The organism is Tellurirhabdus bombi (genome assembly GCF_021484805.1).
GTDB lineage: Bacteria > Bacteroidota > Bacteroidia > Cytophagales > Spirosomataceae > Tellurirhabdus > Tellurirhabdus bombi.
In genome coordinates this window covers 1262875-1276398 of sequence record NZ_CP090557.1, presented here as the reverse complement: position 1 = coordinate 1276398, position 13524 = coordinate 1262875, and the positions used below count along the sequence as shown (strand labels likewise).

The 13524-nt window shown below is 49.2% G+C and carries 10 protein-coding genes; 5 read left to right on the top strand and 5 right to left on the bottom strand.

What is annotated here, in order from left to right; all coding sequences use genetic code 11:
- The first annotated feature begins 33 nt into the window (after window positions 1-33).
- Window positions 34-417 (top strand): TraR/DksA family transcriptional regulator, encoded by a 384-nt coding sequence (locus L0Y31_RS05465; RefSeq protein ID WP_234736122.1) that lies wholly within the window; start codon window positions 34-36, stop codon window positions 415-417.
- Between the two features lie 179 nt (window positions 418-596).
- Complete coding sequence (locus L0Y31_RS05460; protein WP_234737128.1) at window positions 597-1211, top strand: SGNH/GDSL hydrolase family protein; 615 nt, start codon at window positions 597-599, stop codon at window positions 1209-1211.
- A 1-nt stretch (window position 1212) separates the two neighbouring features.
- On the opposite strand, the gene L0Y31_RS05455 is transcribed toward L0Y31_RS05460, so the two are convergent.
- The gene (locus L0Y31_RS05455) at window positions 1213-2316 is read right to left on the bottom strand and encodes a toxin-antitoxin system YwqK family antitoxin (RefSeq protein ID WP_234736121.1); all 1104 of its coding nucleotides are present in this window, start codon (window positions 2314-2316) and stop codon (window positions 1213-1215) included.
- 100 nt (window positions 2317-2416) lie between these two features.
- Between L0Y31_RS05455 and fcl the strand changes: the two genes are divergently transcribed.
- Complete coding sequence (gene fcl / locus L0Y31_RS05450; RefSeq protein ID WP_255772955.1) at window positions 2417-3358, top strand: GDP-L-fucose synthase; 942 nt, start codon at window positions 2417-2419, stop codon at window positions 3356-3358.
- Between the two features lie 44 nt (window positions 3359-3402).
- On the opposite strand, the gene L0Y31_RS05445 is transcribed toward fcl, so the two are convergent.
- Window positions 3403-4035: an acetyltransferase gene (locus L0Y31_RS05445; RefSeq protein WP_234736120.1), complete on the bottom strand. Its 633-nt coding sequence runs from the start codon at window positions 4033-4035 to the stop codon at window positions 3403-3405.
- Between the two features lie 211 nt (window positions 4036-4246).
- Between L0Y31_RS05445 and sbcD the strand changes: the two genes are divergently transcribed.
- A complete protein-coding gene (gene sbcD / locus L0Y31_RS05440) occupies window positions 4247-5506 on the top strand; it encodes an exonuclease subunit SbcD (RefSeq protein ID WP_234736119.1) in 1260 nt (419 codons plus the stop codon).
- Complete coding sequence (locus L0Y31_RS05435; protein WP_234736118.1) at window positions 5478-8561, top strand: SbcC/MukB-like Walker B domain-containing protein; 3084 nt, start codon at window positions 5478-5480, stop codon at window positions 8559-8561. Before sbcD ends, L0Y31_RS05435 begins: the two co-directional genes overlap by 29 nt.
- A gap of 42 nt (window positions 8562-8603) precedes the next feature.
- Here L0Y31_RS05435 and L0Y31_RS05430 read toward each other — a convergent pair whose 3' ends face one another.
- The 3 genes from L0Y31_RS05430 to lon all read right to left on the bottom strand — a co-directional run bounded on the left by L0Y31_RS05430 (window position 8604) and on the right by lon (window position 13470).
- Window positions 8604-9437 (bottom strand): enoyl-ACP reductase FabI, encoded by an 834-nt coding sequence (locus L0Y31_RS05430; RefSeq protein ID WP_234736117.1) that lies wholly within the window; start codon window positions 9435-9437, stop codon window positions 8604-8606.
- Between the two features lie 106 nt (window positions 9438-9543).
- A complete protein-coding gene (locus tag L0Y31_RS05425) occupies window positions 9544-10905 on the bottom strand; it encodes an RsmB/NOP family class I SAM-dependent RNA methyltransferase (protein WP_234736116.1) in 1362 nt (453 codons plus the stop codon).
- Window positions 10906-10977: 72 nt separating this feature from the next.
- Window positions 10978-13470: an endopeptidase La gene (gene lon / locus L0Y31_RS05420; protein WP_234736115.1), complete on the bottom strand. Its 2493-nt coding sequence runs from the start codon at window positions 13468-13470 to the stop codon at window positions 10978-10980.
- Between the last annotated feature and the right edge of the window lie 54 nt (window positions 13471-13524).

Sequence of the window (13524 nt, the reverse complement as noted above, 5' to 3'; positions counted from 1 at the left end):
TGGTAACCACCACTTTTACAAACATTACTCCTCATGGTTCAGGAAGAAAAGAAGCGTTACTCGGAGGAAGAACTGAAAGAGTTTGAAATTTTGATTAACCAAAAGCTCGATGCCTCTCGGAGTGAGCTTAATTACATCAAGGAAACACTCAGTAAGCGTAACGATAGTGGTACCGACAATACGTCGGGAACATCGAAGCTATTAGAGGACGGGGCTGACACCAGTGAGCGTGAAAACCTGAGCCAATTAGCCGCTCGCTTGCAAAAGTTCATTCAACAACTAGATGCCGCTTTAGTACGGATTAAAAATGGAACATACGGCGTCTGTATTGATACCGGCAAATTGATCCCGAAAGAACGTCTGCGCGCCGTGCCGCATACCCAGCAGACAATCGAGGCCAAGCTAAAGCGCCGCTAAACGTTATGCAATTTCCAAGTCGATGGTAGGTGCTCGCTTAACGTGAACCATATCATCGACTTTTAGTTTATAAGGTGATCTATTTTGCCTTATATATCGTGCTTCAGCCTTTGTGTCTCTTCGTTAAATTTCTGCCCCTTCTTCTTTTGCTGGCCTGCACCCAGGTTGACGAAAAATCGATGACGAACAATTCGCCTCAATACACGTTTCTTTCGCTGGGCGATTCGTATACCATCGGCGAGAGCGTACCGGAAACGGATCGTTGGAGTGTTCAACTGGCCACGATGCTGCGCGAACAGGGCGTTAATGTAGCGAATCCAGACATCATTGCCCGAACCGGCTGGACGACGGAAGAGCTGCAAGCTGCCATCAAGAGTTCTGGCAACACCAAAACGTACAACCTGGTCTCGCTGCTTATTGGCGTCAACAACCAATACCGGGGGCAGAGCCTGGAAAAATACCGCAGCGAATTTAATGCGTTGCTCCAAACGGCAACTCAATATGCAGGGGGCAACAAAGCGCGGGTATTTGTTCTATCGACTCCTGATTGGGGCGTAACGCCGTTTGCTGCCAGCCAGAACCGACAGAAGATTGCTACCGAAATTGATGCGTTTAATGCTGTGGCGCGGGAAGAATGCCAGAAGGCTGGTATTGCGTACGTTGATATTACGCCGATCTCCCGAACGGCGAGCGGCGATCTGTCGCAAATAGCAGACGATCAGTTGCATTTCTCCGGAAAAATGTATCGCCAGTGGGCAGAAAAAGCCTTACCGCTCGTTAAAAGCTGGTTTTAACTTATTGCTCTTCTTCCGCAATTACTTTCTCCTTGGGACGCTCGTACACGACTTTGCCTTTTTCGTCCCACTCTCCAATTAAGTAAGGTTCAAAATCGTCTTCCCAGCGGCTAGGAGCGTACTGTGTCGTTTTTTTCTTGGCCCGGCGGTGGGGGTAATATTCCGTCCAGCGGCCTACTTTGGTGCCATTGTCGTAGCGGCCTTCGGCGGCTAACTGACCAGATTCATAAAAGGCGAAATACGTGCCGTGCAGCTTTCCGTATTCTTTAGGCAGCACTTCCTTGATTTTTGTATGTGTGGAGTCGTAGTAGGTAATTTGTGATTCAGCCGGAAAACCACGGGAGTACCGGACTTTATCGGAGAGCATAAAATTTCCGTCGTATCGCTCCCAGCGACCATCTTTAGCGCCCACATAATAGTAACCTTCTTCAATCAGATTGCCGTTCTGGTAGCGCTTGTAGGGGCCGTGCAGGATAAACGATTTTTCTTTGTCTTTAATGACCGAATAGCGCACGCGCTGTTCCTTGGCATCGTACCAGTAAATCTCCCGAACATACGGACTCGGTTGCCGAAACTGTTTCAGAACGGTAAATTTTTCGATAATGGTTTTATCCCCGCTACCAAATTTGGTGTACGCTTCGGTAATGGGCAAACCTTCGTATTCGGTGCGGAGTAGCTTGCTTTTTTTCTTTTTTTCCGTGTTTTCTTTCTTTGCCTGGCTTAATTTTAATCCTAAATCGGGCAGGGTCTCAGTTGCAAATTCGTCTAGTTTCTGCGCTTCCCCTTTGGCGTATTCGGCTGCTTTTTCTGCCTGATCCTTAGTTGAATTAACGGTCTTCTTGAACTCCTCTTTGGTATTATTAACCGTTTTTTTAACGTCGTCTTTGGTTCTTTTGACCTCGTCTTTGGTTCTTTTAACCGTCCCTTCAACGCCAAGCGTTTGCTCAACCGTAGTCAGGATTGATGTTTTCTTGGCTTCGGGAATAGCCGTAGGGCGTGCCGAAGTAGTCAGCGCATCGGGCTGGGTAGTCGTAGCCGGAGTTTGGGCAACAAGCGTTTGTTCAGTGATAATGAACAGGAGACCAACTAAAGCAATTCGAATCATCGGTAATAAAATACGCCGGTTCTTTGTTATATTTGGAACGATTGAAGACCGGTTTTATTTCGCTTGAAATCGTTCCAATCTTTCTCAAAATTAACTCATTGTGGAAAAACACGCTAAAATTTATGTAGCCGGACACCGCGGAATGGTAGGATCGGCTATTGTACGGAAACTGGAGTCGGAAGGCTTTACAAATATTGTAACCCGCACCTCCTCCGAACTAGATCTGCGGAACCAGGCGCTGGTTGAGGAGTTTTTTCAAACAGAAAAGCCAGATTATGTTTTTCTGGCAGCGGCAAAAGTAGGTGGGATCGTGGCTAACAACACCTACCGCGCTCAGTTTCTGTATGAGAATTTAATGATTGAAGCGAATATCATTCATAGTGCTTACCAGAATGACGTCAAGAAGTTGCTGTTCTTAGGGTCATCTTGTATTTATCCAAAACTGGCTCCGCAACCGCTGAAAGAAGAATACCTGCTGAGCGGTTTTCTGGAACCAACGAACGAACCGTACGCCATCGCTAAAATTGCCGGTATTAAGTTGTGCGAAGCCTACCGCAGCCAATACGGAGCAAACTTTATTTCGGCCATGCCAACGAACCTGTATGGTCCCAATGATAACTACGACCTACAAGGCTCACACGTACTGCCAGCCCTGATCCGGAAGTTTCACGAGGCGAAAGTAAACAGCGTTCCTTTTGTGGAAGTTTGGGGGACAGGCTCGCCGCGTCGGGAATTTCTGCATGCTGACGACCTGGCCGAAGCCTGCGTATTTTTGATGGAAACCTATAACGACGAGTTGTTTGTAAACATTGGTACGGGCGAAGATGTAACGATCCGCGAACTGGTTGAAATGGTACAAACGGTGGTTGGCTACCAGGGCGAAGTACACTGGAATACCGACAAACCCGACGGAACACCCCGTAAACTCATGGATGTATCCCGGCTGCACAGCTTCGGATGGAAACACACGACTGAATTACAGGAGGGGATCGAGCGGACGTACCAGGATTTTCTGGCCAATGTTGAACTATACGTAGAGTAAAAAAATAAGTGTCAGCCTGGAGAATCGCCCAGGCTGACTGCTTCTTAAACCTTTTGAGCTGGATTCCCGAAGACGGTTGTTCCTGCGCCAACGTTTTCAATAACAACGGAGCCTGCTCCAATCCGCGCGCCTTTTCCGATGGTCACACCGGCAACAATGGTCACGCCAGTGCCGATAAAAGCGCCTTCCTCAACCGTTACCCCCGAATTAATCAGGCTGCCTGTACCCACGTGGACAAAATCGCCCAGGCTCGCCTGTGCTTCGATCACGACGCCCGATTGAAGAATGCAATGTTGTCCAATGGTAGCGAATGCATTAATCAATGTATTGGCGCTGATCAAATTACCGTGGCCAATAGCCGCCAGTGTCGATACGATGGCTTTATCGTGGATGGCGTTAACGGGCTGAATGTGCCGCCGGTCGTTAAGCATTTTCACGAGGCGCTTCCGTACCCGCGTATCGCCAACCGCAACGAATGCTTCGCACTTTTGACCGATCAGCTTCAGAAAGCCATCGTCATCCGTTTCGCCCAAAACCGTAATGTCACCAAATTCTTTGCCGTGCAATTCCTTGTTGTCGTCGAGCAGACCGTACACCACGACGCTATTCCGTTGAAAAATATCCAGAGCGGTTACACCCAGGCTGCCAGCCCCAAATATTAAAACAGGATTTTCCATTTATTCGTAAGAAGTTATGCTACTGTTAATTGAAATTCATTCCCTAAGAGTAACTACGATCGCCACTTCTGGATACGCATATCGCTCTCTGTAAAAGAAGAACAAAAGTAAAGGTATTTTTTGGCCTGGAATTATGTCCGAACCAGACATTTATTTTGAAGCCTTAGCAGAATTTTGGCTAACTTCCGGTTGGAAAGAAGTTTAAGAAGGCATGAAGATTCTGCACACGGCCGATTGGCATCTGGGAAAACGGCTGTATAAACACGACCTGCGCGACGATCACGTTCGTTTTCTGGACTGGCTGGCGGAGACAATAGAGCAACGGGAGATCGATGTCCTGCTCATTTCCGGGGACGTATTTGACACCACAAACCCGAATGACGGCTCGATGTCGTTGTATTACCAGTTCCTGACCAAGATGCTGCCGCTCCAGCGGAAAATCATTATAACGGGAGGCAACCACGATTCGGCGAGTAAGCTGAATGCACCCCGGGAATTGCTTCGACACCTGAACATTCACGTGGTGGGCTGCACGAATGGCGACTGCCGGGAGGAAGTGATTCGGCTGGCAACTGGCTCAACGGACCTGCTGGTTGCTGCCGTGCCTTACCTTCGAGACGCCGATTTGCGTCAATCGGTTTCTGGTCAGACCTACGAAGACCGGCTGGAAGCCGTGCGCATGGGGATTCGCAACCACTACGAACGCATCAGCGATTTTTGCCATACCGAATACAAAGACGTTCCGGTATTGGCGATGGGCCACCTCTATGTCAATGGTGCTTCTATTTCTCCCGAAAGCGAACGCGAAATCCATTCGGTGGGAGGTCAGGCGGCTTTTTCATCCGAACATTTTCCGGGCGGCTTTAATTATGTTGCTTTGGGTCATATTCACGTGCCGCAAAAAATTGGCGCTTCCGATACCGTGCGTTACAGTGGTTCGCCGTTGCCGCTTAGCTTCAGTGAGCGAAATAATCACCACCAATTGCTGGAATTGACCGTAGAAAACGGCCAAGTAACGGCGGTTGAAACCATTCCCGTGCCGCGTAACCGAACGCTTCGGCACGTTTCTGGTCCGTTGGAGTATGTCCGGGAAATGTTGGGTTCAATTGAAAGCGTAGACGAGCACCTGCCTACGCTGGTCGAAGTGCTGGTGGAAGAGGAAAACGAAACCTTAAGCGCCCGAACGCATTTTGAGCAGCTACAACGCGACTATGCCGACGCCTCTTTTTTAGTGGCTAAGTCGCGACTCATTTTTAAAAATAGACTGCAAGGGCTGGAATCCTTGTACGTAGCCGATACCCATTTGCAGGATTTATCCTATTTGGATGTCTTTGCGCGTCGTCTGGACAACGCGCAGACTGAAGGCAATGACCGGGAGCTTTTACTGGAAACCTACAAACAATTATACCGCCTCGTAACGGAACAATCCGCTTTGATTTCGCATGAAGATTCGGCAAATACGCTTTCGTAACATCAATTCTTTTTACGGTGAGCACGAACCGATCCGGTTTACCGAAGGCTTATTAAGCAGCACGGGCCTGTTCGTTATTTCTGGACCGACCGGGGCCGGAAAAAGTACGCTACTCGACGTCATCACTCTAGCGCTTTTTAACCGGATTCCCCGCATTTCCGGCGCGATCTCACTGGCAAACATTACCGAAGAAGGCCTCATCGTCAACCAGCAGGCCGCCCACGAACCTAAATCGGTGGCGTATGCGGAGGTTGAATACGAAGTAAACGACCAGACATACCGATCAAAATGGTCGATTGCCAAAAATCGGAACGGCAATTGGAATAATTACGAGATGGAAGTGGCCCACCTAAAAGATGAAAAGTCTGAGGGTGAGTTATTTGCTATTAAAAATTTGCGTGATTTTCCGGCGAAAAACGAAGAGCTGATTGGCTTGACGTATGATCAGTTTGTGCGGTCAATTGTCTTGGCGCAGGGAGCATTCGACCAGTTTCTGAAAGCCAGAGCAGGTGAGCGAAGCAAAATGCTGGAGCGCATCACCGGCACGGAAATTTACCGCCAGTTAAGCCAGCGAGCGCACGAAATCAGTCGGCAATTTGATAAAGAGGTGGCTGAAAAGCAGAAGGAAATTGACGTTATTCAGGTGTTGAGTAGCGAAGCCGTTGAAAACCTGAAAAAAGAGCAAAAGGCGCTGAATGACCAACTGGAACAGGAGGGAAAGGAAATCCTGTTTTGGGAGAGTGAGGAGAAAATACTCCAGAAAGTAGCGGAAGCCGACGCACAGCTCGCTTTGCTGAACAAGCGGGAGGCTCTGTTGCGCCAGAAGCAGGAAGCTTTCGGCGTGGAAGCGGAGCGGCTCAACCGCCACGAAGCGGTGGCTGATTTATCCGGCGAATTAGCAAATCTGACCGGGATTGAAACCAACCGCAATCGCGAAAGAGAGAATCAAGAAAGAGCGCGTAAGGAATCAGGAGTACTAGCCGGCCAGATTACCAGCTTGGTTACCAAAGCCCAAACTTTGACGGGCCAATCGCGGCTTTCGGCAGAAACCTTTGTGCGCGACATCGATACCTTTCGGGAAACAATTCTGAAGCTGACGCAGCAACTTAAAGCGGAGCGGGAAAACGCCCAGAAGCCGTTCAAAGCTATCAAGGAAACGATTGAGGCCGCCAAGGAAACCTGGATTCGGTCGTTAGATCCCAAAGACATTGATGCCACAACCCGCCTGATTGCGGAGCGCCATAAAACCATTGGTGTTGAACTGGTGCAGTTGGAGCAGGAATATCCGATGCTTAATCCGGAAAATATCCAGCGCGATGTGGCTCTGTTAATTGATCAGGAGAACAACTTGTTATTGCTCTACGAGGCACTGAAGCAGCAGCAGGACCGTCTGGGAGATGGCATGACGCTCAATCAGAAAATTGAGAAACAAAGCCAGTTTATCGGAAATAAAACGCCTGTCTTAGCGCAATATGCGGAGGAATTAGAGGCACTCGACAAAAAGAAAAAGCAGCTTGAAGAGGATAAAATTCGTTTGGCGCAGGAAGCCGATTTTGAAGAGTTAAGAAAAGCACTGCGGGCGGGGGAACCGTGTCTGTTGTGTGGTTCGCTGGAACATCCGTATGCGCAGCATTACATCAATCAAACCGGGAAACTAGAGCTGGAACTTCAGTTGGTATCCTCCGACTGGAACGCCAAAAAGAAGCAGTTTGACGAGCTGAAAAGCCAGCTTCTGATCGCTGAGGCTGACCAGAATGCTTTTGTCAACCAGCGTAAGGAATTACGGGACCTGTATTCAAAAAAGAGAACGGAGATTGCCCAACAGCTAACGACCCTGGCGCTAGACACCTCTTTGTCGGCAGAGCAGGTGAAAGACCAGCACAAACTAGCCAATGCCAAACGAGCGGATTTAGCCGTACTGCAATCGTTGTGGGAACAGGATACGACCTTGCGCCGGTTAACCGATGACTTTGGCCTGGTTCAGGAGAGCATGCGGGAAGCACAGCGGTTAAAGCTGGAAAAGGAAAAATTATACGTCGGCGACGATAGCCGAGAGGTCTGTGAAAACCTGGTCAATAACTTTACAAAATCCCAATCGCTCCAGGCTACCCAAAGCCAACTGTTACAAAACGCAACCGATGCCTTTGCGGAGTTCGATAGGCAATATGCGACATTGACCCAGACCCTGCTGCCCCAATTGGAAAGACGGGGATTTGCTTCTCCGGCTCAGGCCCGGGCCAGTCTGCTGGATAGCCGAACGCTTCAGGCTTTGCGGGACCAGAAAACGGTGCTGGAACGGGAGGCAAACGAAATTAAAAGCAAGCGCCAGGATGAGCAGACAAAACAGGAACAGGCTATAGCAAGCCGCCAGAACGGGCTACCGATGGAAGAGGTCATGCAACATTTGCGCACTTTGCGGGCCAGCGTGCAGAAAAATCGCGAGCAAGTTGGCTATTACAAACGGCAACTGGACGAGGATGGTGAGAACCGACAGAAGTTGAAGCGGCTGTCCAAAGACTTACAAAAACTGGAAACCGAAGCCCGGCCCTGGCGTGATCTGAACCGGTTGATTGGCAGCGCACGCGGCGATGAATACAGTAAATTTGCTCAGGGATTGACCCTGGCGCAGTTGATTGGCCTCGCCAACCGTCGTTTGAAAGACCTAACGGATCGCTACCTGCTGCTTAAGCCCCACGATGGGCAGGAAGAACTGTACGTTGTTGATCAGTACCAGGGCAGCAAAGAACGCTCGGTATCCAGCTTGTCGGGTGGGGAGACCTTTACGCTTAGTCTGGCGTTGGCGTTAGGCTTATCCGATTTGGCGTCACAGAATGTGCAGATTGAAAGCCTCTTTATTGATGAAGGCTTCGGAACGCTCGACCCGGAAACACTCGACACAGCCATTGTAATGCTGGAACGATTGCAGCAGGATAGCCAAAAGACAATTGGAATTATTTCGCACCGCCACGAGATCAAGGAGCGGATCAGCGTGCAGATTCAGGTAGAAAAAGGGCTGGATGGGAACAGCCGGATTCAGGTAAGAGAATTGATATAATTCAGGAGCGAAGCGTTAGAGCTTCGCTCCTGAAATGAATTTTTATTGCTGCTGTTGCTGCTGGCTAGCCTGAATCATGTCCATTACGTCTTGGGAGACGCCAGTCATAGAGAAACCGCCGTCGTGGAAGAGGTTTTGCATGGTCACCATCCGGGTCAGGTCGGAGAACAGCGTCACGACGTAGTTCGCGCAATCTTCCGCCGAGGCGTTGCCCAGTGGCGACATTTTATCCGCAAAGCTGTAGAAATCGTTAAAGCCACCAATGCCCGATCCCGCCGTTGTTACCGTTGGCGATTGGGAAACCGTGTTAACCCGAACGTTTTTGAGCTTGCCAAACCGGTAGCCATAGCTACGAGCAATGGATTCCAGAGCGGCTTTTGCGTCAGCCATATCCGAATAGAATGCAAATGCGCGTTGAGCGGCGGTATACGTCAAGGCGACAAACGAGCCCCAGTCATTGATGACATCCATTTTCTCGCCAACCTGCATCAGGCGGTGGAAAGACAGCGCCGAAATATCGATGCTCTTTTGGTACCACTCGTAATTCAGGTCACCGTAAGCCTTACCTTTCCGGACATTCGGGCTCATTCCAATGGAGTGGAGAACAAAGTCGATTTTGCCGCCCAGCACATCCACGGATTTGGTATAAAGATTTTCAATATCTTCTACTGAAGTTGCATCGGCGGGTATGATTTCAGCTTCGCACTGCTCGGCTAGGCTTTTGATGGCGCCCATCCGCATGGCAATGGGTGCGTTCGATAACGTAAACGTAGCCCCTTCTTCTTTTGCCTTCAGCGCCACTTTCCAGGCGATTGATTTCTCATCCAGCGCACCGGTAATGATACCGCGCTTTCCTTTCAATAATCCGTAAGCCATTCTGTATCTTGAAAATAATTGAGTTTTATTGACAAAGATGATGATTTTTCGGCAAACTACTTTTATACTATTACCAGCTTATCACAACATCGCCGAAATCAAGCGCTTATTCGATGTCCATTCGGATGCGCCAGTCTTTGGGCAGGTAATTATTGACGCGGTTACCAACGCCTTTTAACCAGCCAAGATTGAGGCCCTCGTATTTGGCTAGCAACCACCCTTTTGCTGGTTCCTGCAAAATCAGATTTTCCTTTTTGAAATACCGCAGCGCATCTTCTTTGGTCAAGTCAACACCTAGGATTTGTGGGGAAACAATCGAACTCAAAGCCAGCGCGTGCGATGGAATAAAGTCAGTGCCTTTGAACGTACCTAAATCCAGGCCCATTCCTTTGTTGCGTAAGGCAACATCCAGTCTCAGAAAGTCGGCTGTCAACGCGGTCGGAAGCGACAGCAAGTCACCGTTGGGCTTTACGTAAAAAGAGTATTGGGTTGGATTCTGCAAAAAAGGCTGTAAGGCGGCCTGCTGTTTAGGCTGCAAAGGCTTAAACGATTTAAAATTGCGGGGTAAATTAGGGAGTAATCCGGTCGAGCTTTTGCGACGAAATACGCTCAGAAAAAAGCCTTCGCCTTTGACTTTATGCGGATAACATTGGTAACCCGTTAAATCACCTGATTTTTTTTCGGTGATTCCCCAGCCAGCAGGAAAGTCCAGCGGGATACTTTGAAAACCCTGCTCGGCCAGCATCGCTGCATTTTGTACGTTTTCCTCGTCGTTATAAGTACAAGTGCTGTAGAGAAGCACACCGCGTTCGCTGACTAGCGACATGGCTTCGGTTAGAATGCGTTGTTGCCGCAGGGCGCAGAGCTGGACACTGGCTTCCGACCATTCGGCCACTGCTTTGGGATCTTTCCGAAACAAACCTTCGCCTGAGCAGGGCGCATCGACCAGCACGAGGTCGAAAAAGCCTGCCAATCCGCTGAAATCTTCGGGATCGTGATTGCTGATTACCACGTTTGGAAACCCCCACTTTTCTATATTTTCCCGCAGAATGGGCACGCGGGTGCGAATCACCTCGTTGCAAACCAGCAGACTTTTGTCTGAAAGCAAGGAAGCCAGCAAGGTGCTTTTTCCACCTGGCGCGGCGCACAAATCCAAAACACGGAGCGGCTTACTCAAATTAACTGTTTGCTTCACCGCTTCAGCAAGCAACATGGATGATGCCTCCTGCACATAATACGCGCCTGCCTGGAACAACGGATCAAGGGTAAAAACGGGCCTTTCGGGTAAGTAAAAGCCCGTATCACACCACGGTACGCGTTCCAGTCCATCCGTATTAAGCCTGGGTTTGGCCGGATTAATCCGAATACTGACCGGGGCAGGCTGGTTAAGAGCCACTTCAAAGTCCGGATAAGCCTCACCTAATTGGGTTTGCAGGCGTTCGCGGAATGACGAAGGGAGTGGTATCATAGGCAAAAAATTACCCCAAAACAGCTTTCATCGTGCGACGAAAAGCTGTTTTGGGGTCGATAAAAAAATTTATCAGTAAGTTACTTTCTCCAGTTCCCGCTCTTTCTCGTCGGGAAATACAAAATTCATCGGACGACGTACTTTCTCCGGCAACAGCGCCGTTTCCAGCACCTGATTAACATTATCAACGTAATGGATTGTCAGGTCTTTGATGTAATTCTGGTTGATTTCCTGAACGTCTTTTCCGTTTTTAGAACACATCAGGATTTCACGCACGCCCGCCCGGTTTGCCGCCAGAATCTTCTCTTTAATACCACCAACCGGAAGAACTTTGCCGCGCAGGGTGATTTCCCCTGTCATGGCCAAAAACGGTTTTACCTTGCGTTGGGTATAAATCGAAGCGATGGAGGTAAGCATGGTAATCCCCGCAGACGGGCCATCTTTTGGCACCGCGCCCGCCGGAATGTGAATATGCAGGTCGTAATGATTGAACAGGCGGTAATCAATGTTCAATTCGTCCGCGTGGGCTTTCAAATAAGAAAGTGCCGTAACGGCTGATTCTTTCATAACGTCGCCCAGTTGGCCCGACAGGGTCAGGTTTCCTTTTCCCCGGCTCAAGCTCGACTCAATGAACAGAATTTCGCCGCCCACCTGTGTCCACGCCAGTCCGGTAACAATTCCGGCTACATCGTCATCCGTATACAAGTCACGGTCGAAAATCTCAGCACCCAGCAGTTTAGGAATATCCGCCGATTTGATCGTTTTCGGATAGTCTTCTTCCATCGCAATCGACTTGGCCACTTTCCGCACCAGCGCGCCAACCTTTTGTTCCAGGTTCCGAACGCCTGATTCGCGCGTGTAACCGTCGATAATTCGTTGAAGCGCCTTGTCTTCAATCACTAAATCTTTCGGTTTCAGGCCGTGAATTTTGCGCTGTTTAGGGAACAGGTATTTCTTGGCAATCTGAATTTTTTCCTCGACTGTATACCCCGTTACCTCAATGATTTCCATCCGGTCGCGCAGGGCGGGGTGAATGGTATCCAGTGAGTTAGCTGTAGCGATAAACAGGACTTTCGACAAGTCATACTCCACATCCAGGTAATTATCCATGAAGGTCGAGTTTTGCTCAGGGTCTAGCACCTCGAGCAAAGCCGCCGATGGATCCCCCCGAAAGTCGGCGCTTACCTTGTCAATTTCATCCAGAATAAAGACCGGGCTTGATGAAGCGGCTTTTTTCAAATTCTGAATAATCTTGCCCGGCATGGCGCCAATATACGTTTTGCGGTGTCCCCGAATTTCAGCTTCGTCATGAACGCCGCCGAGTGCCATCCGAACGTATTTGCGTCCTAAGGCTTTGGCCACCGAACGGCCTAACGATGTTTTACCAACGCCCGGAGGGCCATACAGGCACAAAATGGGCGCTTTCAAATCGTTGGTAAGCTTCAGAACGGCCAGGTACTCAATCATGCGTTCCTTCACTTTTTCCAGACCGAAGTGATCGGAGTCCAGAATTTTCTGAGCGCGTTTAAGGTCGAAATTGTCTTTGGTATATTCATTCCACGGCAATTCAACCATCAACTCAATGTAATTCATGGTCACCGGGTATTCCGGAGCCATGGGATTGATGCGCTGGAGCTTATTCAGTTCTTTATCAAAATGGGCCTTAACGGCATCCGGCCATTTTTTACGGGCTGCTTTCAGACGAATTTCTTCCAGGTCCCGGTCGGGCGTATCCATGCCCAATTCATCCTGAAGAACTTTGATCTGCTGCCGCAAGAAATAGTCGCGCTGCTGCTGGTCGATGTCCGAACTGGCTTTTGTTTGAATTTCGCGCTTTAGTTCGAGCAACTGAATGTCCCGCATCATGTGCTCCAGCAGCATTGTAGCCTGTTGGGCACCTTCCAGGGCTTCCAGCAAGCGCTGTTTCTCTGTCACTTCCGCGTTGGTATTCGACGACAGAAAGTGAATCAGAAACGTTGAGCTTTCGATGTTGTCGAGCGCAATCCGGGCTTCCTGCGGAATTTCCGGGTTCAGCCGCATGATTTTGTAGGCCGCTTCTTTGAGCGACTGAATCAGCGCTTTTGACTCTTTCTTGGTTGGATTCGGAAAATGATCATCAATCTGGCGGACAGAAGCTGTCAGAAAGGGTTCTTCCTGCAAAAAGTTCTGAATCTCAAACCGTTTCTTGCCCTGGATAATAATGGTAATATTTCCGTCGGGCAGCGTAATCATTTTAATGATATACGCCACGGTTCCGAGTTTATATAGATCGTCGGCAGTAGGCTCGTCTTTCTGTTGATTCAACTGCGCTACAACGCCAATAATTCGATTGCCTTTATAAGCTTTCTTAACCAGCCGGATCGATTTCTGTCGACCAACGGTTACCGGAATTACCATCCCAGGAAACAATACCGTATTCCGCACGGGCAGAATGGGTAATTCGTTCGGCACAACGTAATCGTCGTCCGAATCTTCTGCTGATCCTAGCGGAATCATTTCGAGGTTATCATCGAAATCGGCAGGGGCCAGCCATACTTGTGTATCGGGGAGCTTGTTAAAATTCATACATTAAACCTGCCAATCTGACAGTTAAAAGACTATATACGGCGGAAAAAGTAA